Source organism: Chitinophaga sancti (assembly GCF_034087045.1).
GTDB lineage: Bacteria > Bacteroidota > Bacteroidia > Chitinophagales > Chitinophagaceae > Chitinophaga > Chitinophaga sancti_B.
On sequence record NZ_CP139247.1, the window covers coordinates 7,052,713 to 7,076,662 of the forward strand.

Consider the following 23,950-nt stretch of genomic DNA (forward strand, 5'->3'; position numbering starts at 1 on the left):
TATGAACCAAAAAAGCGAAACAAATAATCGGGCTGCAGTTATTGATCTGAATGACCTGTTGAAGAAACTGGCATTCCACTGGCCACTTTATCTCATCCTCATCCTGCTCTCTGTTTTGGGAGCATTCATTTACCTGAAATATGCCAAACCAAGGTATATGTCCAGCGCTAAGTTGTATCTGAAAGATGAAAAGAAAGGGGGTGGCGAAGAAATGGATATGCTCAAGTCGCTCTCCCTATTCAATAGCGGAAAAAATATTGAGAATGAAATGGAAGTGATCAAGTCGCCGATATTAATTGCCAAGGTAATCAGGGACAATCACTTTAACATTCGTTACTATCGGAAGGCAGCAGTCCGTAATGAAGAACTTTATGACAACTCACCGTTCAGTATCCGGGTTCTTAGTGATACTGCCAATATCGGCAATTATGTTTTTGATATCACCCCGGAAATAAACGGTCTGAAAGTAAAAGCTAATTACGGTGATGACCTGACGAAAGATTTCACTGTGCAATCAGGCGTACCTTTTACCGTTGGGCATGATCAGTTTAGCATTACTTACAGCACCCCCACAACAGGGGTTCCCGGCATAAATGACTACCGCATCCGGGTGGATTCTATTGCAGAACTGGCCTATGAAAAGTTGGACGATATCGGCACAGCGCTGGTGAATAAAGACGCGACTGTAATATTGGTGACTTATGAGGATGCCGTCGCTGCACGTGCTGCTCACTTTATCAATGCACTGCTGGATACCTACAACGATTATACGCTGGATGATAAGAACAGGGTAGCCCTGAAAACGATCAACTTCCTCTCTGTACGTATTGACTCCCTGCGCGATGAGTTGGGCTACCTGGAAAAACAGGAGGAACGATTCAAGGTGCAGCGGGGTATTACCGATATTGAAGGCACTTCCAAACTGGCACTGGAACAGGTAAAGGATGCGGATATCAAACTGAATGATGCAAATATGCAGCTCTCCGTATTCGACCAGGTAGACGAGTACCTGAATGCACCGGGTAATAGTTATCCTTTCGCACCAATGCTGGGCACCGTGGATCAGACCCTGACGGCCATGATCAACAGGTATGAAGAGCTGCTGAAAGAAAAAAACAAACTATCGCTCTCCCTGCAGCCCAGCAGTATGATCGTACAAAACCTGGATGGCCAAATAGAAGATGCACGTAATACGATTAAAAATTACATCTCCGGTTACAGGCGCAACGCCGGTGTAGCACAAAACCAGATGCAGCAGAAGGTCAACCAGATCCAGGCTAAAATCGCCAACATTCCGGCTTACGAAAGAGAATATATCAATATCAAAAGACAACAGGGCGTAAAGGAAAACCTCTACCTCTACCTGTTGAAAAAGAAAGAAGAAGCATCGGTTTCCTATGCAAGTAATGTGACCGACAACAAGGTTATTGCTCCTGCGTTCGTTCCTGAAAAACCGGAATCACCCAGGAAAACGATGGCCTTTGTAGGATTTCTTGCTGCTGGTCTGGCATTGGGTACCCTTTACATTTACCTGAAATATTTCCTTAACAATAGGATCCTTAGCAAAACTGAGATCGAACAATTATTTGAACTCCCGCTTATGGCAGAAATATACCAGGATGAAGAAGAAACAGCCAAAAACTTTTCCCTTCAAAACAGGTCCGTACTACTGGAACAAATCTTCAACTTACGTACCAATCTTCGTTACCTGTTGAACGAACATACTGATAGTACTACTATCCTGGTTACTTCCAGCATTTCCGGTGAGGGTAAAACTTTCTTAAGTGCGCACCTGGGCAACTCCCTCACAGTAAATAAAAAGAAAGTAATACTGCTGGAACTTGACCTGCGTAAACCAAAGCTCTCCAAGTTCCTGGGCATGGACAATTTTACAGGCATCACTAATTATATCGTAGAGAATAAATCGATCGACGAAATTATACGCAAGGTGCCAGGTACCGACCTGCACCTGATTTCATCCGGACCTATTCCTCCCAATCCCGCGGAACTGATAGAAGGAAACAGGATGCGTACGCTACTGACTACACTGAAAGAACGCTATGATTACATCATCATTGATACGGCACCAATCGGTATTGTTTCTGATGCAAAGAGTCTGGCACCCTATATAGACGCCACCCTCTTTGTAGTACGTTACAATTTCACCTTAAAATCAAAACTAAAAGCAGTAGCAGAAAATATCAGGGAAGGCCATTTCCGCAAGACGGGTATCATCTTCAACGGTATTGAACAGGATAGCTTCTATCCAAACTATTATTACGATCACTATTCATATTCACAGGAAAATCTGAAAGTAAAAAGATGGTTTTCATTTTTCAAAAAACTAAAACATCGTCTTGCATAAGATCCTTCAAAATAGTGGTTGGCTGCTGATTGACAAACTGGCGCGGCTGTTGCTTGGTTTATTTACCATGGCGATGATTGCACGTCATATCGGCCCTGAGAAATTTGGCATCTGGAACTATTCTATAGCGCTTACTGCGATTGTAGGTGCTATGGCCGTGTTGGGTCTGGACAAAATCGTAGTGAAAGAACTGGTATCTGCACCTGAACGCAGGGATGAGATTGTATCTACAGCGCTGTGTATGCGAATTGTAGCGGGCATTCTATCCTGCACAATTTGTATTATGATCCCCTGGTTCACCAGGCAGAACAATCCTTTGTACATCTGGTGTACCACCATTACTGCTTTTAATATCCTGCTGCAATCATTCGATGTATTTGACTACTTCTACCAGGCACAAAACCAGGTTCAACGGGTTATTATACCGAAGGTGACCATATTTGTTTTATTCTGCCTGATCAAGATAATGTGTATCAGGATGAATCTTTCCTTTAGGATTATCCTGTGGGTGTCTCTTGTTGAACTGGTGATTACCTACCTGCTCATATTTGGTTATTACATCTGGCATGAAGGCATTACCTCACTGTTTAAAGTACGTATGCAGGAAGCCCGCTACCTGATTTCACAAAGCTGGTCCCTTCTGTTCACCGGTGTACTTGTACTGTTGTACATGAAAAGCGATCAGCTCATGCTGGATATACTGACTACCCCGCAACAATTGGGAGAGTATGCAGCAGCTGCCCGTATATCTGAATTGTGGTATGCGATACCGACGGTGATAGCCGTTGCTATTTTACCCAACCTGATACTGAAAAGGCAAACCAATCACGGCAGGTATTTAGAAAATGTGGAAAAATGGATCCGGCTTTCTATGTGGGGCAGTACTGTGATCGCTATTATTATGGCAGTTGCTTCCAGCTGGCTCACAGGCATCTTATATGGCAACCAGTATCCACTTGCAGGTGTGATCCTTTCCATACATATATGGGCGAATATACCCGTATTTATATCCGTTGCCATTATGCAATACCAGATAGTGGAAGGTAACTATAAAGCTAACCTGTATGCAACTATTGCAGGTATTGCAGCGAACCTGCTGATCAACCTGTTGCTGATTCCTACACTGGGAGGTATAGCCGCAGCTATTGCTACCGTTATTTCTTATACAACCGTCGCTACCTGCCTGATCATCGTTGACAAAACCGGGCAGGCAAAAATGTTCATTATAAAAATGCTACACCCAGGAAAGGCGCTTGCAGATATTTGGCAGTTGCATCTGGCGTTGAAGAGTTCTATTGAAAACTTAATATCTGTATTACGTCAAAAGTCGTTAAGTAAATGAGTCAAGTTAAAAAATTAATTGCCCGGTTGGGATCAAAGCTAGCACCTCATATCAGGTACCTGGCTCCGGCATACAGTTCGGAGGGGGAAGACCTGATTTTGAAAAGAATTTTTGACAACAAGCAAAATGGTACCTATGTAGATGTAGGTGCACACCATCCTTTTCGTGTATCCAACACTTATATATTCTATAAAAAACGCTGGAAAGGCATCAACATCGATCCAAACCCCGGCTCCAAAGAGATGTTTGACAGATACCGTCCACTGGATACCAACCTGGAAATGGGCGTATCCTCCACCAGGCAGCACCTGACCTACCACATCTTTAATGACCCTGCGCTGAATACCTTTTCGCCTGAAAAGGTGGAAGAATACACACAGGACCCTAAATACAAAGTGATTGGGAAAAAACAGATTGAAACCTGGCCACTGGGTGACATTCTGGATAAATATCTTCCTGCCGGTACTGCGATCGACTTCCTTACTATTGATGCAGAAGGATTGGATATGGATGTGCTGCGCTCAAACAACTGGAAAAAGTATCGACCTGCATTCATCCTTGTAGAAGGCAATCCCTTCCTGCTGGGAGACATGTATAATACAGAGCTGGGCAAATTCATGCAGGCAGCGGGTTACGACATCTTTGCCAAAACCTATTATACCTACATTTTCAGGAATATCAAAAGCCTTTAGCGTATATGAATAAGTTATATGTACAGTATGGATGTGGTCCCTATTCAGCGCCTGATGGATGGACCAATTTTGATGCAAGTCCAACACTCCGTATCCAGCAGTTACCTATCCTTGGCAAATTGCTGAAAAGCAGGCTGCATGTTACTTTCCCAAAAGATGTACACCAAGGAGATATTCTGAAATCATTGCCTGGTATCAGTGAAAATTCCTGCGATGGTGTATACTGTTCTCATGTACTGGAGCATCTTTCTTATGATGATTGTCTGCTGGCTGTGCGTAATACCTATTGCATTCTGAAACCAGGCGGCTATTTCCGCTGCGTATTACCTGACCTTGAATCGGCTGCCAGGGAATATGTAGAAGACCTCGCCAACCACGATATCAATGCAAATACCAAGTTCCTCGAAAAAACGATGCTGGGCAAAAAGCAACGGCAAAGGGGATTCAAAAGTCTGCTGACAAGTACGCTGGGCAACAGCGATCATCTATACATGTGGGATCATCTCTCCCTGTCCAACATCTTGCGGGAAGCAGGTTTTAGTACCGTCCGGCAATGTGCATTCAATGATTGTCCGGATCCAATGTTTAAGCTGGTAGAAGAAAGAACAAGATTTGAAAATGCAGTATCACTTGAAGCTATTAAATGATGAAGCTCGAAACACCTGTGCTATTACTGATATTCAACCGTCGCTTTCAGACCATGCGGGTATTTGAACAAATCAAAGCCCAACAACCTTCCCGGTTGTTTATCGCAGCAGACGGTCCCCGTCCTGGTAAACCAGGCGAAGCCTCCCTGTGTGCAACTACCCGGAATGAAGTGATGAATGCGGTGGACTGGCCATGTGAAGTAAAAACCTTGTTCAGAGATGAAAACCTGGGGTGTGGCAAAGCAGTGAGCAGCGCCATCGGGTGGTTCTTTGAACAGGTAGAAGAAGGAATTATCCTGGAAGATGACTGCATACCAGATCCCACCTTTTTCAGCTTCTGTACCACCCTGCTGGAGCGATACAGACATGATAACCATGTGATGCATATCGCTGGCAGCAATTACCAGATGGGACAGCAAAGAGGTGATGCATCTTATTACTTTTCACGATTCGCACACATCTGGGGATGGGCTACCTGGCGCAGGGCATGGAAATATTATGACTTTACCCTCCAGCGGTATAAGGATGTTTCCAGGAAAGGTATGAACCGCCAGTTCCTCACAGATATTGACAACATCTATAGCAATAGAATCGATACCTGGGATATTCAATGGTTTATGAGTGTGTGGTTCAATCACGGATATGCCATCATTCCTAATACCAACCTGATTAAAAACATCGGGTATGGAAAGGAAGCAACACATACCCGCGCCACGCCTGCATGGTTCAAAAAATGGCATATGGCAGTATCAGCAATATCGTTCATCCAAAAGAGATAAGCATTGACAATGCGGCTGATAATTATTCTGTAGCGAGCCTGTTCAATCCTCCTTACCTGTCTTATATAGCAAAGAAGATTGTAAGGGGCACACCATTCCTCCATAACCTGTATAAGCGCATTTCGTAAATATGGATAGTATTTATAACGCCCTCATCAGCAGTAATCCATTCGTGGAGATGTTCAAGGAAGCTATGCCCCTTGTCATCGCCAGTATATTGTTATACCTGCACTACAGCAGGAGGATCACTGCGATGGAAACTGCTCTATTTGCCTTTGCCACTGAAGCTTATACGATGCTGATAATAGGTCCTACTTTTACTGCGACTTTCTTTATCAGTGCAGTCTTCATGGTAGAGCAGGCACACAGGCTTTTTACAGGGCAGACACTCATCAGACGGGAATACTTATTATTACTGGTACTACCGGCATTGTCAAGCCTGGCTATTTTTGTTCTTGTGCAGGTGTATAAAGATCCATTCTATTATCCGCCTGGTAAGAAATCGGCTTTCTACTTCAGACCCATTTATTTTTACATCAAGTCGTTTCTACCGCTCTTTGCGCTGGGGGCTAAGATTGTACAGGAAAGGAAACAGTTGTCTTTTGAGCTGTATACTGTCACGATGAAAAAGATTGCAAAATTTTCTTTTGTAATTGCCATTCTGCAGATCGTGTCACAATTTATATTCGAAAGTGAAACACTGGGTGAGATCATCGGGTTACAACACCGTTACCTGCTGGAGCAATCCACGTCCTTTTTCAGCCTGCGCATACAGGCATTATTTGCAGAGCCCAAAGTGTTCAGTGCATTTCTATCACTCACCATTCCCTTGTTTATAAATGACAGGGAATACAAGTGGGCTACAATCTCATTGATCATGGGTGTGCTCACAGTATCTCAAACCTTCTGGATCAACCTGCTTTCGGCAGGTATCTGCTGTATTTTTCTCGCCAGGATTTCATCTGCCAGGTTACGTATACTCTTATCCATGAGCATTATTATCGGTCTATTCCTGGGAATCGCAGCATCCAGTAAATATTTTATTAAGCTGTACGCCAAAAACCAGACAAATACCTTTTACCAGTTAGTGTTCAAGCGCTCTGTATACAGGTATGATAATGAGATCTGGCAGAAAGACAATGTGGTAATGGGGATGCCATTACAAAGGGATATGGAGCTGCCGGTGGTAGACTTTTTCAAAGATGAACCTTACCTGCTGCTGTCCGGCTATGGTGCGGGGAATAGTACGTTTATTCCTGCACAATACTTCTTTGGGCAAATGAATTATGAAAACAGGTTGAACGGTATTGGCGGGCATAACCTGAATATGCGTTGGTTCTACATATTGGCAGAGTTTGGTTTCCTTTCCCTCATCTGCTTTTTCGCAGTGCTTACTATAACACGGCCACAGTTGGGGGCTTTTCAAAAAGGGTATTTCGTCTTTGTATGGGTATGTTTCTTTTTTAGTCAGATAGATCTGTTCCTGATAATAGTAGCAATGTTATGCGCTTACGATGATGGAGATACTAGTAAAACGACCATGTGATGCAGATATATTTAGACAATATTGTGTTTACGATTCAAAGGGCGGGCGGTGTGTCCATGTATTGGTATGAGCTGTTGAAAGGGCTCTGCAATACAGATCTGTCACTGAACTTTCTGAATGCAGATCCGCATTCTGAAAATCTCTTTGAGCAGCAGCTTGACTACAGCCCTTATCCCTGTATCCGTGAAAGCCGGATACCTTCAAAGTATCTGCGCTACCTGCCATTGCGGTACACACTGCCTTCCAGTGCAGTATTTCATGGCGGTTACTTACGTGTATCACCTCAAAAAGATATAGTCAACATTCTCACGTTACATGACTTTGCCCATGAGCGAAGGATGGCTACCCGATTCCCCCGCGGGCTGGCCAACATCCGGCAAAAGGCTTATGGCATACGCCATGCAGACGGTATTATCTGTATCTCAGAAAGTACCCGGAAAGAGCTATTGTATTTCTATCCCAAAACGGATCCTGAAAAAGTCAGGGTTATTCATCATGGTATTGCTGATTTTTTTTATCCCCTGAACAAACAGCAGCAGCCTGACTTCGCATTGCCCCCGTCACCTTATATACTGTACATCGGCGTGCGCGGCCACTACAAAAACTTCGATCAGGCAGTAGCAACATTGCAGTTATTACCAGCCCAATACCAGCTGGTGATAGCAGGTGGTGAACCCTGGCATCCCAAAGACAGGGAGGTACTGGAACAGGCCATTCCAGGCAGGTATCATATACTCCGGGATGTGAGTTCCTCCACGCTGAATATCCTATACAATTATGCCTGGTGCCTCTTGTATCCTTCCTCCTACGAAGGCTTTGGATTTCCACCCGGAGAAGCCATGAAGGCAGGTTGCCCGGTAGTTGCTACCTACACCACTTCCATACCGGAAGTGACAGGTACCGCAGGACTGCTGGTGAAGAATCCCTCCCCTGCTGCATTTGCGGAAAAAATTCAATTGCTCGAAGATCGACATTTCAGGGATACAATTATTCAGGCAGGGTATACCCGATCGCAATTCTTTACATGGGACAAAAGCATTCAGGAAACAATCGGTTTTTACAAACATTGCTGGAACACTAAATTTTCACTATGAATTTCATTTTCAAAATTGCCGACGCGGCCAAAGTTTTTTTACAATCAGGAAGAGGTCTCAGTGCTTTGTGGAAAAAAGGAGGATCCATTGCCTCCACCACGATTTTGCATAACTGTAAACACTATATTCCGGAAATAAAAACAATCATCGATGTAGGTGCTAATCAGGGACAGTTTGCGCTTTCTGCACGTTACTTTTATCCACGTGCCGGTATTCACTCTTTCGAGCCGGTGCCGCATGTATTTCACACATTGCAGCAAAACATCAGTAAAGCGAAAGGTATCAGTACGTACAACTTTGCACTGGGTAGTACCAACGGCTTCCTGGAGTTCTTTCAGAACGATTATTCACATGCCAGCTCTGCACTGCATGTATCCAGTATACAGCAACAGTTTTTCCCACAGACCGCTTCGGAACACCAGATCAAAGTACCTGTAAGAAGGATAGACGACCTGTTTAGAAACATTCCTTTTGAAGCACCGGTGCTCCTGAAACTGGATGTACAGGGATTTGAAAAAGAAGTATTGAAAGGGGCTGCTGCAAGCCTGGACAAAATAGATTATCTCCTGTTCGAAACATCGTTCGTTCCTATGTATGAAGGAGAACCCCTCTTTGATGAGATGCATAATTATGTAAAAGAGCTGGGATTTGAATTCATCGCTCCTGTTGGTTTTTGCCAGACGGATGCTTTACAGATTTTACAAATGGACTTGTTGTATAAACGAAAAACAGCAGCCTGAGCTGATCATCTATTTAACGGAGTAAGAACAAAAAGCGTAGCAGCTTTGTAATAATAAAGCCAGGCCCCCCAAATCCCAACTCCGATCTTCATAGCCTACCCAAACCTGACAGAGTTAAAAACTAACAGTAACGCCAATAAGAAATTGATATACGGCAACCGATGCCTACTGTAATCTTGTCACTATGAAGAATCGCAATTATGCTATACAATATTTACGGCAATTTATTGACTTTACCATACTGGGAGCGGCATTTGTGCTTACCAGATACTATATCAGTACCAAAGGGGTGATGATATTTACCCACCTTGATTGGATACTGCTTAGTATCAGTATCAGCACATGGATTGCACTCGGCGCCTCACTCCGATTGTATGATGAATATGATCAGGTTAATTCGTTTTCATTTGAATTTGTGGCTGTATTGAAAAATGTATTGTTACAATCATGCGTACTTACCTTCCTGTTTTTTTATCTCTTCAAAAACTATAGCTATCCGCGCACCTTTACACTATTGTATTCCACATATGTATTTGCGGGTGTATTGTTCACAAGATATGCGGTGAAGAAAACCTTGCTGAAACTCCGCAATCAGCGGCATAGAAAAAAGAATGTGCTGATCGTAGGCACTGGCGAAACAGGTATCGACTTTTATCACACTATTACCAATAATGGTCATTTCGGTTATAACTGTATCGGTTTTGTAGGTGACCAGGCGCAAACACAGTTACATGGTCAATACCTGGGTAACCTCTCTGAACTGACCAATATACTGGAAGCAAATGAAATAGACGATGTAATCGTAGCCCTGCCGGAACATGCCAGGGATCAGACAGAAAGCATTATTGTAGCCAGTGAACGCGCCGCAAAGAATGTGAAGATCATTCCCAATGTACACCAGTATTGCTCACCTACGATGAGTATGAACCTACTGGGATCTTTTCCACTGGTAAACATCCGTTCCTGTCCACTGGATGATCCGGCATTACAAAGAATTAAGCGGGTGTTTGATATCGCATTCACACTCGTTCTTTTTACTGCTTTCAGCTGGCTATTTCTGCTGATTGCCGCGCTCATCAAACTGACTTCAAAAGGTCCGGTATTTTTCAAACAGGAAAGGTGGGGTTTGAAAAATAAAAAGATCACCTGCTATAAGTTCCGTTCCATGATCGTGCAGACCAGTGAAGTAGATGCGAACGGCAGGTTCCTGCAGGCAACCCGCAATGACAGCCGTGTTACTTCAATAGGCAGGTTCCTTCGTAAAACCAATCTTGATGAATTGCCACAGTTTTTCAATGTGCTGCTAGGTAACATGTCATTTGTAGGTCCCCGGCCACATGCTACCCCACTTCATATAGAATCAAGGGAAACGGTGCAACACTATATGCGCAGGCAGATGGTAAAACCGGGCATCACAGGATGGGCACAGGTAAATGGTTGCAGAGGTGAAACGAGCCAGTCAGGTATGATGCAGAAAAGAGTAGACTACGACATCTGGTATATTGAAAATTACAGCTTCTGGCTGGATTGCCAGATCATATTCCAGACAATGGTGAACATGATAAAAGGGGATAAGAACGCTTATTAAGAATATGTCTGAACGATTATTACTGATTACAGGCAACTATAGTCCTGAGCCAACGGGAATTGGAAAATACAATGGGGAAATGATGCAATGGCTGGCAGATAAAGGTTACGATTGTACTGTCATTACTACCTATCCTTATTACCCACACTGGAAGATCCAGCCTCCTTATGAGCAACAGGGACGCTGGTATAAAAAAGAAGTACACGGTACACTCACCGTTTATCGGTGCCCGCAGTATATACCGGCAGCACCTTCAGGTTTGAAACGCATATTGATGGATGCGACCTTTTTTATCGCTGCGTTCTTCCGGTTATTCACATTGTTGTTTACCACGAAATTCGATGTGGTCATAGTGGTCGTTCCCCCGTTCCATTTAGGCTTTCTTGGCCTGTTGTACAAGTGGATCAGGGGGGCGCGGCTGCTCTATCACATACAGGACATGCAGATAGAAGCTGCCCGTGACCTACAGATGATCCGTGCCCGATGGTTGATCAATACCTTGTTCCGCATGGAGCGTTTTATCCTCCGCAGGGCAGACCTGGTAAGCAGTATTTCGGAGGGTATGATGCGAAAGATTGCGGCCAAATCAGGCAGGGACATCTTCTTTTTTCCCAATTGGGTAGCCGTCAGTCATTTCTTTCCCATCACAGGGAGAGCTGATCTCAAAGCAGATTTTGGCTTCAATGCATACGATAAAGTGATATTATATTCAGGTGCCATTGGAGAGAAGCAAGGACTGGAATCCATCCTGGAAGTAGCAGGCGCTATGCAGACAGATGCCCGGCTCAAGTTCCTGATCTGCGGGGCAGGCCCCTATAAAACAACTTTGGAAAACAAGGCGCAGGCCATGTCGCTGCACAATGTGATCTTCTACCCTACCCAGCCTTCTTCGCACTTCAACCGGTTCCTGAACATGGCAGACATTCACCTGGTAATACAAAAAGCCAATGCCGCCGACCTGGTGATGCCAAGTAAGCTCACTACGATACTGGCAGTAGAAGGATTAGCATTGATCACGGCCAATGAAGGGACCAGTCTTTACGAGCTGGTAAGGACCCATGAAATGGGTATAGTGGTGCAGGCAGAAAATCAACAGGCGCTGTATGAAGGATTGCTTAAGGCTATAAACGAAGATTCCGGACACATCACCAGTCGTGCTGGAGACTATGCCCGGAACTTTCTCGCTATAGATTCGATTATGACAAGCTTTGAACAGACAGCGATTAAGGCTGCCAGATAATGCGTGCACCACCTTTTACATCGCCGCTGTATTCAGTGGAATTGAATATCACACTGCAAAAGCTGATAGTGGTTACGTTATTATCAATAGATACATAAACAGATCCTGATGATGTATCTGTGGTCCATGGAGCGGTAGTGATCGCCTTGGCCGTCAGTCTGCAATAGCCTGATGGCAGAGCAGAACTGGATTTCTGGATAGAATAGATACCTTCGGCAGGAGGCTGATTGCTCGGAAATTCTACTGTAATAGTGGCATTACCGTTCGTAGCAGTAACTACGTAATCACTGGTACCAGTAGTACCTACTACCTTATTGAAGGAGAGGTCAACCACACCTTGCAGGGTAGCCTGGTTACTATCCAGACCACAGGCATTTGTAGGGCCAGTGACAACAATAGTATCAGAATTGCCGGTGTAAGTACAGCCACCTGTGGTAGTTACAGTTACTGAATACACATATTTTCCTCTGGTAGGAGCAGAGATCTTAGGTGCCGCATCTGTAGATGCGTACCCATTTGGTCCGGACCAGACATAGGATTGAACGGCACTTACACCAGTACTGGAGAGAGTGAGCGTTTCATTGTTACCAATGGGACCATTGCTTTTGATTTTGGGCTTAAGGCCTGTATCGCAGGCGGCTCCGCCTTTGGAACATCCTGTTAGCGCGCTGATCCATCCTAAGATTAATACGATAAATATAGATTTATACTGCATTGCCAAATATTCATCAATACGAAATAATATTATATGCTTTACTGCCGTTAATATGTAACCAATAGCTCCAGCGTCATACAAAATGTTCCATTTTTACTACCGCACATAGCTCTTCCGGCAAGAACAACCCTCGTTGCTTTGGCATCATATTGGATAAAAGGATGTAAATCGGAAATAAATATAGTAAATACTTTAGTTATTAGTATTTTTTAATATTAATAATATATGAACGGATACGGGTTTAGGCGTGTTAAAAAGATTAAAATTATATCAGAATCAAGGGGTTGGGGGGTATATATTATATATGTAATTTTTTTTAAAAAAGTCAAAATTTAATAGAGAATTTAACGTTTTAGATGAAAAATGGCTGTTTTCCGGGAGAATTGGGCTTAGGTGATAATGGGGGTTTTAAAATGACTTGTGTGGATAATTTTCAAAAAAAATCGCTTTTACCTGACGGTAAAAGCGATTTTTTTTGACGCTGGCCTGCGGCCGGCTTATTAGTTATTTAATTTCAATGATTTGTTCTGCCAGGTTCCAGCCGCTCACAGTTACCTGCGCTTTGCCGCTTTTACCAATTGCATCACCACTGATAATCACTACTTTCTCTTCTCCAGGTACTACTGATACATAGTTATCATTGTAGAACACAGGCAGAATTCTCTTCTTTGTCTGTGCATCTACCAATGATACCCTGTTAAAGAATGCCAGCGGACCACCTTTAGGATTGCTGATCTTCACCTGGATATCATTGCCGGATTTAGTTGCTGTGATCTGTGGCTTAGCAGCCTGCATGTTCTGTAAACCGGAGTAGTTGCCTTTTGCATCAGGGAACCAATACAGGTTATCATCCATCACAGTTTTATCAGCTTTAATGAGGCGTACTGCCAGGAACACACCTTCTTTCTCTCCCAGCTTATCCAGGAAAGCTTTGACGTTCATGATCTTCTGTACCGTGGATGGACCTATTTCAGTGAACACCTGTGTGATCAGGGTATCATGACCTTTCATGTCATATGCTTTCAATTGCAGCATGATGTCGTGATAGTAACTGAAAGTATTGTTTACAATGAATACAGTTCCATCGGTTGGATTGATCATACCATGTACAGGTGTAGCACCGGTTCTGTTACCATACAGACAGGCGTTTGGATCCAGGTAGTAATCGTAGTGCTGTCCACGTAATGCAGTCCATGGGTTCTGTGTTTTCCAGATGATCACACCTGTGTACCAATCCCACATATGAGAACTGAAACCTTCCATCAGGCCACGGTACTGATCATAGTTTACCAGCTGTGCCTTGTTCGTCCAGTCTCTGATATCTTTGGGTTTACCATATACATCCAGTGAATTGAAGTAAGGAATGTATTTGTGATAATCCCATACAGAATCAACACCACCAGGTTTATTTTCAGGACCTACCAGGTTTTCTTTTGGTATAAAGCGTTCCAGTGATTCCAGGTCGCCTACGCCAACAGAGCCTACTTCGGAGTTGAACGGCCAGGTTCTTTCATTCCAGAATACATTCAGCGGCTGCCAGTTGTAAGGGCCGTCGCCATTGCCACCGAGCATATTATAAGACATACTATCGGTGTTGGAGTAATGGAAGAAGTAACGTGTACCATCCAGTTTAGGCATAATGCTGTCTGCCAGTACATCGAAGATATCTGTAGGAGGAGTAATTTCATTACCACCACACCAGAATGCCAGAGAAGCGTGGTTACGCAGCAGTTTTACCTGGTCCGCAGCGGAGTTGATCCACAGGCGGTGATCATCAGGATATTGTCTGCGGGTCCACTGGTCTTCTTTCTTCATTGGGTCTACCCAACGACCGTTACAGTCGCCGCTCATCCAGAAGTCCTGGAATACCAGCATACCGTATTTATCACAAGCCTGGAAGAACTCAGGTCTTTCGGTGAGACTACCGCCCCATATACGGATCAGGTTCAGGTTCATGTCGCGGTGGAAACGAACTTCTGCATCGTAACGCTCGTTGGTGAAGCGGAACATCGCATCGGAAGTGATCCAGTTACCACCCTTGATGAAGATATTCTGACCATTTACAGAGAGCTCACGGCTTCTGGTGTGTGCATTCCAGAAAGTACGGATTTCGCGTACACCAACAGTGATTTCTTCAGTATCGTCTACTTTGGCATTTTCTACAAACTCTACTTTGCTCTTGTACAGGTTCTGCGGACCATAACCGGCAGGCCACCAGAGTTTAGGATCTTTCAGTTCCAGGTCAGGCAATTGTACTTCGGTATGTGCTTTTGGTGCCAGCGTTACTTTGCTGCTCACGGTTACACCACCTATGGTATAACGCAGGGTACCTGCAATGGTTTTTGCAGTAGCGTTATCCAGTTCTGCGCTTACCTTGATTGTAGCAGGGGCCTGCTTGCCTTCCGGCCATCTTGGACCTGGTACATTGGTTACCACGTGTGGGTTGCTGATGTTCACAGCACCTGTTTTTTCGATGGTCACCTTGTCCCATATACCGGTATTACGGTCGCGCATGGGCTGAATCCAGTCCCAACCTGCAGTGTACTGAGGGCCTACGTTTTTGGCAATTGTACCATCGCCCCCCTGGCCACCATTAGGATTACCTACGTTGACAGGAGGATGTACGATCACCGCCAGGCGGTTTTTGCCATCCTTTGCGAGGAAGGAAGTAATGTTGTAAGAATGACGGATGTAAGTACCGTAGTGGGTAGTCGCGTTCAGGCGATGACCATTCAGGTAGATATCGCAACCGTCGTTTACGCCCCTGAAGTGCAGCCAAACCTGACCGTCAGCAGCAGGAGTCGCTTCTGAGAAGTCTTTTACGAACCAGTAAGTATAATGATCGCGCCCTGTGGTATAGATATCAGGTATACGTTCATTATTCATTCCATAGAATGGATCTGGAACAAGTTTGTTGTTCAGTAACGTCGTTAAAACGGTACCCGGCACAGTAGCTGGTAACCAGCCTTTGAGCCCATAGGCAGGTGTTGACAGTGCTTCGCCCTTTACAGTGACGTCGGATACATTTGCACATTCCCAGCCACTATTAAGTTCATATTGGCTTTGCGCCATCAATTGTAAAAAGGGTGCCAGTAAGAGACCTGTCACATTCAGTAGTTTCCGGACCATAGTTATGCATGAAAGTTTAGAAGGCAATATTGCCTGTTCACTGTTCTGACAAAAATATACGTTGGAATTCCAAAATCAAAATGATGCTGATTAGTTCGGTCAAATATGAATTACAAAAGGAGAATTACGTATTAGAAAGGGGGAAATAAAAAAGCCCCTTTGGTTAAAGGAGCTTTTAAAATGCGTTGATTATTCTGCTTGTGAAGCGACTAATACTATTTTAAGATAAAGGTCGCCAGGAGGATCTACTGTTGCACCGGTAGCTCCCTGAATTTCAAGATAGAGTACGCCTGGTTTGTAGGTGTATACAATGCTGGAACCGTTGTATACATCCGGTAAAGCTTCCCAGGTAGTACCATCACCGGAAATATATGCTAATACGCCATCAGTCTGGTTTGTACTTTCATTAATTTCAGGCATATTAATCTGTACATAGTAAGTTTTTGTAGTCTGGTCATATTGCCAGGCAGTGGAGGCAACCGATGTCTGAATTGTAATGTTGGGAATCTCCTGTGTGATGTACTCTTTTTTACAGCCTGATACAAGGGACCCCAGGCCTAATACCAGTACAGCAAGCAATAATTTAGTTTTCATAAATAAGCATGTATTGATTAATTACAGAATAAGGAACATATGTCCTAATCTTCAAATACGATGCCATATTTGTAGAATTAACTCCCTTCTATTGCTTTCAATGTTTTTTCTGCCTGCTCTTTTACAGCCGGGTTTGCACTCTGCGTCATCGCTACTACCCTGGCTTTCATCTCTTCAGCCTTACGTTCTGCCAGTACCTGCAGAAGTGCAATCTGCATGAGTGGTGGTTTATTTTGCAGTGAAATGCCTGCCGTAGAAGCGACCATATTACTCCGCATTGTGAGCAAAACATCCCTGATTAAAAAAATCGTACTACTGTCCACACGATTCATTTCATACACCAGCGCAGCAATCATAGTGGTATTGCCTAACATGCCTGCTGCTTTGATAGCTGCCGTTTTTACGACCATATTACTATCGTTCAGTGCTGCCTGTATCACTCTTGTGGCAGCACGCTGACGGCTCTCGCCCAGCAATAACAACATGCCTGCTTTTACTTCACCTTTTTCTCTTACTACCCTGTCTATCCAGTAATTGGTATTGGAAGTATTCAGGTTCTTTTCCGCCATCTTCAATGCTGCTGATCTGAAAGCGGGATCAGGATCTGCAGCAGCATCGCCTAATACCATGTTGGCATCATTGAACCGCACGGTCACCATTATTTGCAGTGCAGCAATTCTGGCAGGCAACTGTGCATGTGATTTACATTCTTTCAGCAGGCGGGCAGCAATTTTTCTTGCAGGTTCCTGTGGCCAGTTTTCGGCCATGCGCTGTGCAAATAGTATATACGCTGCCGTTGCATTCGTGCTATCGTATACATATCCTGCTGTTGCCGCTGCGGCACGTAACAATGAATCACTGCTTTCATTGCCCATATTGGCAATCGCCATCAATGCAGCCCTGCGTTGACGCAGGTCTTTGGTATTTGCCAATGCTGTCACCGCATCGAGGCCGCTTAGGTAACGGAGTTCTCCGATGGCATTGATCAGCGCTATTCTGCAATTGCCTTTTGCTTTTGATAAGGCATATACCAAAGTTGGTTTCGCCACCGGCCCACCGATTTGTATCAGGGCCCTTGTGGCTGCATCGCACAGTGGCTCCTGCACCAGGTAAGGGGCAATTGTAGCAGCGGCTACGTCATTGCCACATAGCTGTAACTGGCTGATCAGAAAATTTTTGGCGGGGATTGACGGCACCCATTTCAATGCCCTGCACCAGGCTTTTACAGCCGTTTTACGGGCAGAATCCTGCAGGGCGGCAGTGATATACCTTGTATACGCTGTGAGGGCATATTGCACTCTTATATTCCCGGTCTGCGACATCATCGCGAGTGTAGTCAACCCCTCTTCTCCCAACTTTTCCAGCTGTTTCATGGAGATGGTTTTCAGACTGTCGTTAGGTGATGGCATTTCCTGCAGGATCGCATTGATCCGGGTAGCATAGGGAGATGGCTTCCCTTGCCCTGCTGCATGTAGTATAGGGAAGAAAATAAATAATATAATCAGATTCGAACACCTCATGGTACATGGTTATTTCCAGGTGGTGCGCAGGGGCTGGTTCAGCAACCTGTTTGCACCTTCATCGAACAGGAAAGTTTGTTTCTCAGGATCATATTGGAGAGAGCGGCCCAGCTGAAGGGCGATCTTTCCCATATTGACAAGTGTACAGGAACGATGTCCGTTTTCTTCGTTTGTCACAAAGGTTTGTCTTTCTTTTACCGCTTTCACAAAATCAGTGATAGCCAGTGGTGGTTCAGGAAAGTTTGCCAGGCGTTTTTCCAGGTCAGGGATATCTGATCTGAAATCAGCATACAGTTTACCATTTGGCCCGGAAATGAAGGAGGCGTTTGCCTCCCGGCCTTCCGGATCCAGGATGATCTTGCACCGGTCCTGGTAGGTAAAGGTGATCTTCTGCCACGTACCTACGGCATCCGGGTGTTGTAAAGGTGTTTCCACCTCTACCTCAATCGGACTGGTTTCATCTTTATCCAACAGGTATTGCACAGGATCGAGGTAATGTTGGCCTGTTTCACCCAGCACGCCTGCTCCATAATCCCAATATCCACGAAAGTTCTGTATCCGGTTGATATTGTAGGGTTTATAAGGTGCAGGTCCCAGCCAGCGATCATAGTTCAGGGTTGCTGGCACAGGTTGAACCGGCAGGTTGGTTAAACCGGTATACGCAGCAGGCCAGGTAAAACCCGTCTGTGGTGCCAGGGTGATGGTGAGTGGCCAACCCAGTAGACCGCTGAAGGTCAGCTTCTTCAATTTTCTGACAGGAATATTAGTCCCGTAAAAGTTACCATCTATGCGGTGGTTCATATTGAGCCGGAAGATGCGGCCATAGGTTTGCACGGCATTGACCACCTGCTTTCCTTCGGCAATGGAATGGGTCATCGGGGTTTCGCACCAGATGTCTTTCCCTGCGGCGGCAGCTTCCATGGCAATGAGGCCATGCCAGTGTGGTGGCGTGGCAATATGAACGATGTCGACATCCTTTTGTAAAAGAAGATGACGGTAGTCGTCGAAGGTTTTGACTTTTTTGTCTGTGAGGAGTTTACTTTTATCTACATCACAAATAGCGGTGAGGCGTGTACCGGCGTAGTCTATATGCTGATGGCCGGCGACACCCATACCGATCACACCTTTGGTCAGCTGGTCGCTGGGGGCAAGGTAGCCACGGCCCAACACATGCCGGGGAATGATAGTAAAGGCAACTACCGTTCCGGCTATATTTTTCAGGAAATCACGTCTATGGTTTGGCATAGGATCTTCTATAATGATCACGAGGGGACAAGATATGCATTTTTTATAAATATAAAGTTTTGGCCTCCTATCTGGAAAAATTTTACTTAAATTAGGGCTAGCCCTGAACCATTGAACACAAATTCCATGTCTAACAATCATCACGAAAAAGTAATTGCCAGCATTAGCGAATACCTGCTACTTAACCTGAATAAGCCGGTCAGTATTTCACAACTAGCTCATTCTCACTACATCAGTGAGTCAAAGCTCAAACAGGATTTCAAAAAATATAAGCAGCTTTCCCTGATAAACTGGTTATTGGAGCAAAGAATGCAAAAGGCTTTTCAGCTTTTACAACAATCGGATAGTAAAATTTCCGATATTGCGGTGGAAGTCGGGTATAGTAATGTATCCAGTTTCAACCGGGAGTTTAGGAAACATTATGCCTGTTCTCCCCAGGAAATCAGGAATGGAAATAGTGAATAAGTAAAACCATTCGGGGATTTTTAACGTACATATACTCAGTGCCAAAAAATTTCTGCATTTTTCTTTGAAATCAGCAGCCTTGCCGAAAGAATTATCAGACAAGCACTTATATCTGTAGAACGTTATAATTAAGACTATTCCCTGTAATTTTTACAAATCATTAACAGCCGTGTTCGAAGTTTATTTTCTAAAAACAGCAATGTGTTTAGTAGTTTTGCCCCGCTTTTATGAAGTAAACGGTTACGATAGCCAGGCAGGCAGAATAGTATAAAGTGAGTGCATACCGTGTCATGCGAAACATAAAGATCTGGGGGCTAATAACCTACAGGATACGTTGGGTTCTTATTGTTCCAATCTAATTATTATACATGTCGCCACTTTATATGCAAAACGAAAGACACCAGACTACAACAATGCACAATGCTTTCCAAATTACCTTCGCGTAATCAAACATATTTACATAGTGCCTTGAAAAAGGGGCTATAACCTTCGTTTACGAACAATGCAAAATGAAATACCGGTACTTTAGTCCTTTAGTGCCGGTTTTTTTTTGTCCGTATCTTTAGTAGGAAGGTCGTTTAGATCTGCTCTTTTCAGGGGTATTCTCAAGACGTTCATCCAGTTGCTCATCGCTCATTTCTCTTTCTGATTCGTCCAGCGGACGTTCTGCTTCTTCAAATGCTCCACCCGAACCCGTGTGCAAAATTTCGTTTTCTTTTGGTAAGCCGGTCGACGAGCCGGTATCGTTCACGTAAATCATTGGTATACACATTTTTCCATTCAAAGGATCAATAACAATGCTAATCTAATAAAAATCGTGGGTATTCCATAATGGTAGGGCTTTAACTCTGTATTAAGAGCGGGGTTTTGCATGGCAAAACCCCGCAGATCTGCTATTTTAATAACTTAATAATCCCTTTACCCCACAGTTTTCCGAGGCTCTCTGCCCCTACCTTGTTGGGATGCAGATAAAATACGCCCTGCCAACCTTCTTCTGCCTGCAATTCTGTTGCCGCATGTTGCTTAAAGTACCCAAATCCTTGCTTATCACCCACAATCACCTGACCAGGCTTGGTTCTTCCATACTCCTTCACCAGGTTGCCCACCTCCGGGAAATAGGTTTGCAAACGGTCCAGACCACGCTGCAAATAGATAGCGCCATTGTAAGTATTCGGGCTATACCAGATAGGCAAATGAATGACCACCCTGCTGTCGGGAAAATCCGTCAGCAACTGGTCTATAATCGCCTGTAAGTTCTTTTTATAGTTTTCGGGAGACACCGGAGCTCCGTTGGGCCCTTCTACGGCACTATCATTGGTGCCCAGATCAATAGAAAATACTAACAATGCATCTTTATCTGCCTTAAAAGCTTCAGCCGCAGCTTCTACTTTTTTAAATGCTTTGCCGGTAGCTGGCAGAAAATCTACCGTGGTGTAACCGCTTACGCCCTGGTTGGAAAAATTCACCTTCCCCACTCCTTCCTGTGTTTGTAGCCACTCCACCGTTCGTACCGGCGGTGCCTCCTTGTCAGGTTCCTTTAGCGTGGCTCCATGCGTAATGCTGTTACCAATAAATACAATGTTCAGATTAGTGGCGGCTTTCTTTTGCGCCATTGTTGGAAGCTGGGCAATCACCAGCATGAGCAGGTATACACCTGCCCGTTGGCCATAGGTTCTCATATACATGACAGTTTATCTCCGCCACTGGAAGTAGAAACAGCTACCCTCGCCTAAACGGGATTCCACCCACACCTTGCCTCCCTGTGTTTCCACCAGTAATTTGAGGATATTTAATCCTATCCCTGTGCCTTTGTCATCATCTTTGTCTACCTTTTCAAACAACCTAAAGATTCTTTCATTGTCCTTATCCTCTATGCCAGGACCATTGTCCTTCACATAAAAATTATAAAACTCACCATCCGGTGTACCCCCCACACTGATCTCTGCTAAAGCTTTATCATTATATTTAATCGCATTACTCAGTAAGTTCTGGAATACCTGTTGCAGTTTTTGTCTGCTGGTATGTAATACAGGCAGGTTCGTTCCCACCTGAATGTGTACATGTGCCGGGGGGAACAACAGTTTGATCAACTGCTGCAACAACTCGTTTACATCCACATCTTCTGTCTTGTTGGAGAACTGGTGTTCCTTGCTGTAGTCTAGAATGGCTGTGATCATATCTGCCATCTGGGTAGCGGCATTCACAGACATATCCATATACTCCGTCAGCATAGGGGATACCTTGATCCCATCTTCCTCCTGCATCAGCATCAGCAAACCGGTAATACCGGAAAGCGGTGTTTTCAGATCATGTGCTACCACATGCATAAAGCGCTCCAGCTGTCCATTGATCTGCTCTTTCTCTTTCAGTGTCTGCTTCAGTTCATCCTGATAGAAATATAATTGTTCGAATACATTTACCTTGGCTCTGGTCACATTGATGTCCAAGGGCTTTGACAGATAGTCTACCGCTCCTATTTTAAATCCTTCCAGCACATAGTATTCGTCTTTATTGATGGCTGTCACAAAAATGATGGAGATGTTCCGTGTTTTAGGGTTGGCTTTTAGTAACCGGGCTACTTCAAAACCATCCATATCCGGCATCTGCACATCCAGCATAATCAACCCAATATCGTCATGCTTTAATACCAACTTCAATGCTTCATTGCCCGATGAAGCCTGTATAAAAGTCCTGTTATCCGCCAGCAGCATCTGTTCCAGCGATAATAAATTCTCCAATCTATCGTCTACAAGCAGGATGGTAAATTTTTTAGTCATAATACTCATGGGCTCTCTTTTAACGGCTAGTCTTATTTATATATACGAAGAAAACATTACTCACGGTTCATTAATTATAAATTTTATTATATCTTCAACTGACAGTACTTGAATCCCTTTGCACATTTCTATAGCGGCCAGTGGCATCGCCTCGAACGCGGCAGTAGCCGGATCCTGTACAATACCGGTACCGCCTGCAGCGATAATATCGTACATACCTGCGGCGCCGTCTTTGTTGGCTCCACTCAGTAATATGGCCAGTGCGCTGCTACCATATACTTCTGCCACACAGCTAAATGTCATGTCAATTGAAGGCCGGCTATAGTTGACCAGTTCTGAATAATCCAGCATAAAGGTCTTATCGGATTCCAGCATCAGGTGATAATTTTGTGGTGCCAGATAAATGTTGCGGGGTTTTACAGCTTCCTTATCTTCTGGTTCAATAATTCTTCTTTTGTTGGAAAGTAACCGGCCCATTTCACTCTGCACATTGCGGAGCCGGTGCAGTACGATTACGACAGGCGTCTGCACATAATCGGGCAATGCATTGAGTATGCTGGTTAATACAGCGATGCTACCGGCTGACCCTCCGATTGTGATAATATCGTACTTTTTGTTCTTCATAAATTTACAACATCCGGCTTATCCTTTTCTACGGCATATTTTATGAGCCCCATGTATTGTTTCAAATTTTTCATGGATGCTGGCAAACCGCATCGTTTCTTTGATCCCCATGGCCAGGTAGCCGCGTGGTGAGAGGCTGTCATAGAATAGTTGCAATACGTGGTTCTGCAATTCCCTGTTGAAATATATAAATACGTTCCGGCAACAAATGAGCTGGAACTCATTAAATACGGTATCTGTGACCAGGTTGTGCTGAAAAAAGGTAATGTGTTTACGAAGTTCCTTTTTGATCAGGACATTGTCATACCTGGCTGTATAGTAATTGGAAAAATCGCCTAACCCTCCTGACTGAATGTAATTATACACATAGTCTTTCATATTATCCAGTGGCAGGATGCCCATGTTTGCCTTTTCGAGGTTCATCGGGTTGAGGTCAGTTGCATATATTTTAGTTCTGCCAAGGAGCCCGGCCTCATGTAGCAGGATTGCCATGGAAAACACCTCCTCTCCGGTAGAACAACCGGCATGCCATATTTTAATATTAGGATACGCCGCCAGCTTTGGAAGTACCTGTGTCCGCAATGTTTGGTAAAACAGGGGATCACGGAACATTTCCGTCACATTTACAGTGATAAACTGTACCAGCCGGTTAAAAAATTGTGCATCATTGACCAGCTGATACTTCAGCTCAAATACGGTAGCCATCCCCGTATGGCTCATAAAACGAACAATACGGCGCTTGAGGGATGCCTGCGCATAACCGGTGAAATCATATCCGTATTGCAGCTTTATTATATTAACAATATCGACGAAATCTGCATTAGATATGTCTTCCTTCATAAAAATGT

22 protein-coding genes are annotated in these 23,950 nt (G+C 44.3%); 12 read left to right on the plus strand and 10 right to left on the minus strand.

What is annotated here, in order from left to right; all coding sequences use genetic code 11:
- Nucleotide 1: 1 nt before the first annotated feature.
- From SIO70_RS28375 to SIO70_RS28425, 11 genes are all read left to right on the plus strand, one after another.
- Nucleotides 2-2,365, plus strand: coding sequence for a polysaccharide biosynthesis tyrosine autokinase (locus tag SIO70_RS28375; protein ID WP_320576568.1), 2,364 nt, complete (start codon nucleotides 2-4; stop codon nucleotides 2,363-2,365).
- On the plus strand, nucleotides 2,358-3,707 hold the full coding sequence (locus tag SIO70_RS28380) for a flippase (protein ID WP_320576569.1): 1,350 nt from the start codon (nucleotides 2,358-2,360) through the stop codon (nucleotides 3,705-3,707). Before SIO70_RS28375 ends, SIO70_RS28380 begins: the two co-directional genes overlap by 8 nt.
- Nucleotides 3,704-4,399 carry an FkbM family methyltransferase gene (locus SIO70_RS28385; RefSeq protein WP_320576571.1) on the plus strand — a complete coding sequence of 232 codons (696 nt, stop codon included), beginning with the start codon at nucleotides 3,704-3,706 and terminating at the stop codon, nucleotides 4,397-4,399. Before SIO70_RS28380 ends, SIO70_RS28385 begins: the two co-directional genes overlap by 4 nt.
- Nucleotides 4,400-4,404: 5 nt before the next feature.
- Nucleotides 4,405-5,046, plus strand: coding sequence for a class I SAM-dependent methyltransferase (locus tag SIO70_RS28390; protein ID WP_320576573.1), 642 nt, complete (start codon nucleotides 4,405-4,407; stop codon nucleotides 5,044-5,046).
- A complete protein-coding gene (locus tag SIO70_RS28395; protein ID WP_320576575.1) occupies nucleotides 5,043-5,825 on the plus strand; it encodes a hypothetical protein in 783 nt (260 codons plus the stop codon). Before SIO70_RS28390 ends, SIO70_RS28395 begins: the two co-directional genes overlap by 4 nt.
- Complete coding sequence (locus SIO70_RS28400) at nucleotides 5,780-5,953, plus strand: hypothetical protein (RefSeq protein WP_320576577.1); 174 nt, start codon at nucleotides 5,780-5,782, stop codon at nucleotides 5,951-5,953. The genes SIO70_RS28395 and SIO70_RS28400 overlap by 46 nt, the downstream gene beginning before the upstream one ends.
- Nucleotides 5,954-5,955: 2 nt before the next feature.
- Nucleotides 5,956-7,371: a hypothetical protein gene (locus tag SIO70_RS28405; protein ID WP_320576579.1), complete on the plus strand. Its 1,416-nt coding sequence runs from the start codon at nucleotides 5,956-5,958 to the stop codon at nucleotides 7,369-7,371.
- The gene (locus SIO70_RS28410) at nucleotides 7,371-8,465 is read left to right on the plus strand and encodes a glycosyltransferase family 1 protein (RefSeq protein ID WP_320576581.1); all 1,095 of its coding nucleotides are present in this window, start codon (nucleotides 7,371-7,373) and stop codon (nucleotides 8,463-8,465) included. The genes SIO70_RS28405 and SIO70_RS28410 overlap by 1 nt, the downstream gene beginning before the upstream one ends.
- On the plus strand, nucleotides 8,462-9,205 hold the full coding sequence (locus tag SIO70_RS28415) for an FkbM family methyltransferase (RefSeq protein ID WP_320576583.1): 744 nt from the start codon (nucleotides 8,462-8,464) through the stop codon (nucleotides 9,203-9,205). Before SIO70_RS28410 ends, SIO70_RS28415 begins: the two co-directional genes overlap by 4 nt.
- A gap of 184 nt (nucleotides 9,206-9,389) precedes the next feature.
- Nucleotides 9,390-10,793, plus strand: a complete 1,404-nt coding sequence (locus SIO70_RS28420) for an undecaprenyl-phosphate glucose phosphotransferase (RefSeq protein ID WP_320576585.1) — start codon at nucleotides 9,390-9,392, stop codon at nucleotides 10,791-10,793.
- A 4-nt stretch (nucleotides 10,794-10,797) separates the two neighbouring features.
- Entirely contained in the window at nucleotides 10,798-12,033 is a 1,236-nt protein-coding gene (locus SIO70_RS28425; protein WP_320576587.1) for a WcaI family glycosyltransferase, read from the plus strand.
- On the opposite strand, the gene SIO70_RS28430 is transcribed toward SIO70_RS28425, so the two are convergent.
- From SIO70_RS28430 to SIO70_RS28450, 5 genes are all read right to left on the minus strand, one after another.
- A complete protein-coding gene (locus tag SIO70_RS28430) occupies nucleotides 12,017-12,748 on the minus strand; it encodes a hypothetical protein (protein WP_320576589.1) in 732 nt (243 codons plus the stop codon). The genes SIO70_RS28425 and SIO70_RS28430 overlap by 17 nt on opposite strands.
- A 504-nt stretch (nucleotides 12,749-13,252) precedes the next feature.
- Nucleotides 13,253-15,877, minus strand: a complete 2,625-nt coding sequence (locus SIO70_RS28435; protein WP_320576590.1) for a glycoside hydrolase family 2 protein — start codon at nucleotides 15,875-15,877, stop codon at nucleotides 13,253-13,255.
- A gap of 189 nt (nucleotides 15,878-16,066) precedes the next feature.
- Complete coding sequence (locus tag SIO70_RS28440; protein ID WP_320576592.1) at nucleotides 16,067-16,471, minus strand: hypothetical protein; 405 nt, start codon at nucleotides 16,469-16,471, stop codon at nucleotides 16,067-16,069.
- Nucleotides 16,472-16,548: 77 nt separating this feature from the next.
- Nucleotides 16,549-17,991, minus strand: a complete 1,443-nt coding sequence (locus SIO70_RS28445) for a HEAT repeat domain-containing protein (RefSeq protein WP_320576594.1) — start codon at nucleotides 17,989-17,991, stop codon at nucleotides 16,549-16,551.
- A gap of 9 nt (nucleotides 17,992-18,000) precedes the next feature.
- Nucleotides 18,001-19,236, minus strand: a complete 1,236-nt coding sequence (locus SIO70_RS28450; protein WP_320576596.1) for a Gfo/Idh/MocA family oxidoreductase — start codon at nucleotides 19,234-19,236, stop codon at nucleotides 18,001-18,003.
- 126 nt (nucleotides 19,237-19,362) lie between these two features.
- Between SIO70_RS28450 and SIO70_RS28455 the strand changes: the two genes are divergently transcribed.
- A complete protein-coding gene (locus SIO70_RS28455; RefSeq protein WP_320576598.1) occupies nucleotides 19,363-19,701 on the plus strand; it encodes an AraC family transcriptional regulator in 339 nt (112 codons plus the stop codon).
- A 562-nt stretch (nucleotides 19,702-20,263) separates the two neighbouring features.
- Here the strand turns inward: SIO70_RS28455 and SIO70_RS28460 are convergent.
- The 5 genes from SIO70_RS28460 to SIO70_RS28480 all read right to left on the minus strand — a co-directional run bounded on the left by SIO70_RS28460 (nucleotide 20,264) and on the right by SIO70_RS28480 (nucleotide 23,942).
- Nucleotides 20,264-20,461: a hypothetical protein gene (locus SIO70_RS28460; RefSeq protein WP_320576600.1), complete on the minus strand. Its 198-nt coding sequence runs from the start codon at nucleotides 20,459-20,461 to the stop codon at nucleotides 20,264-20,266.
- 133 nt (nucleotides 20,462-20,594) lie between these two features.
- The gene (locus SIO70_RS28465; protein WP_320576602.1) at nucleotides 20,595-21,380 is read right to left on the minus strand and encodes a GDSL-type esterase/lipase family protein; all 786 of its coding nucleotides are present in this window, start codon (nucleotides 21,378-21,380) and stop codon (nucleotides 20,595-20,597) included.
- A 12-nt stretch (nucleotides 21,381-21,392) separates the two neighbouring features.
- The gene (locus SIO70_RS28470) at nucleotides 21,393-22,487 is read right to left on the minus strand and encodes a sensor histidine kinase (RefSeq protein ID WP_320576604.1); all 1,095 of its coding nucleotides are present in this window, start codon (nucleotides 22,485-22,487) and stop codon (nucleotides 21,393-21,395) included.
- 51 nt (nucleotides 22,488-22,538) lie between these two features.
- The gene (locus SIO70_RS28475; RefSeq protein ID WP_320576605.1) at nucleotides 22,539-23,102 is read right to left on the minus strand and encodes a chemotaxis protein CheB; all 564 of its coding nucleotides are present in this window, start codon (nucleotides 23,100-23,102) and stop codon (nucleotides 22,539-22,541) included.
- A gap of 18 nt (nucleotides 23,103-23,120) precedes the next feature.
- Nucleotides 23,121-23,942 (minus strand): protein-glutamate O-methyltransferase CheR, encoded by an 822-nt coding sequence (locus SIO70_RS28480; protein ID WP_320576607.1) that lies wholly within the window; start codon nucleotides 23,940-23,942, stop codon nucleotides 23,121-23,123.
- Nucleotides 23,943-23,950: the final 8 nt, after the last annotated feature.

Bases quoted from the DNA above. Each gene is read 5' to 3' on its own strand.
- SIO70_RS28375 (WP_320576568.1), top strand. From the start codon at position 2: ATGAACCAAAAAAGCGAAACAAATAATCGGGCTGCAGTTATTGATCTG.
- SIO70_RS28385 (WP_320576571.1), top strand. From the start codon at position 3,704: ATGAGTCAAGTTAAAAAATTAATTGCCCGGTTGGGATCAAAGCTAGCA.
- SIO70_RS28390 (WP_320576573.1), top strand. From the start codon at position 4,405: ATGAATAAGTTATATGTACAGTATGGATGTGGTCCCTATTCAGCGCCT.
- SIO70_RS28395 (WP_320576575.1), top strand. From the start codon at position 5,043: ATGATGAAGCTCGAAACACCTGTGCTATTACTGATATTCAACCGTCGC.
- SIO70_RS28400 (WP_320576577.1), top strand. From the start codon at position 5,780: ATGGCATATGGCAGTATCAGCAATATCGTTCATCCAAAAGAGATAAGC.
- SIO70_RS28405 (WP_320576579.1), top strand. From the start codon at position 5,956: ATGGATAGTATTTATAACGCCCTCATCAGCAGTAATCCATTCGTGGAG.
- SIO70_RS28410 (WP_320576581.1), top strand. From the start codon at position 7,371: ATGCAGATATATTTAGACAATATTGTGTTTACGATTCAAAGGGCGGGC.
- SIO70_RS28415 (WP_320576583.1), top strand. From the start codon at position 8,462: ATGAATTTCATTTTCAAAATTGCCGACGCGGCCAAAGTTTTTTTACAA.
- SIO70_RS28420 (WP_320576585.1), top strand. From the start codon at position 9,390: ATGAAGAATCGCAATTATGCTATACAATATTTACGGCAATTTATTGAC.
- SIO70_RS28425 (WP_320576587.1), top strand. From the start codon at position 10,798: ATGTCTGAACGATTATTACTGATTACAGGCAACTATAGTCCTGAGCCA.
- SIO70_RS28430 (WP_320576589.1), bottom strand. From the start codon at position 12,748: ATGCAGTATAAATCTATATTTATCGTATTAATCTTAGGATGGATCAGC.
- SIO70_RS28435 (WP_320576590.1), bottom strand. From the start codon at position 15,877: ATGGTCCGGAAACTACTGAATGTGACAGGTCTCTTACTGGCACCCTTT.
- SIO70_RS28440 (WP_320576592.1), bottom strand. From the start codon at position 16,471: ATGAAAACTAAATTATTGCTTGCTGTACTGGTATTAGGCCTGGGGTCC.
- SIO70_RS28445 (WP_320576594.1), bottom strand. From the start codon at position 17,991: ATGAGGTGTTCGAATCTGATTATATTATTTATTTTCTTCCCTATACTA.
- SIO70_RS28450 (WP_320576596.1), bottom strand. From the start codon at position 19,236: ATGCCAAACCATAGACGTGATTTCCTGAAAAATATAGCCGGAACGGTA.
- SIO70_RS28455 (WP_320576598.1), top strand. From the start codon at position 19,363: ATGTCTAACAATCATCACGAAAAAGTAATTGCCAGCATTAGCGAATAC.
- SIO70_RS28460 (WP_320576600.1), bottom strand. From the start codon at position 20,461: ATGATTTACGTGAACGATACCGGCTCGTCGACCGGCTTACCAAAAGAA.
- SIO70_RS28465 (WP_320576602.1), bottom strand. From the start codon at position 21,380: ATGAGAACCTATGGCCAACGGGCAGGTGTATACCTGCTCATGCTGGTG.
- SIO70_RS28470 (WP_320576604.1), bottom strand. From the start codon at position 22,487: ATGAGTATTATGACTAAAAAATTTACCATCCTGCTTGTAGACGATAGA.
- SIO70_RS28475 (WP_320576605.1), bottom strand. From the start codon at position 23,102: ATGAAGAACAAAAAGTACGATATTATCACAATCGGAGGGTCAGCCGGT.
- SIO70_RS28480 (WP_320576607.1), bottom strand. From the start codon at position 23,942: ATGAAGGAAGACATATCTAATGCAGATTTCGTCGATATTGTTAATATA.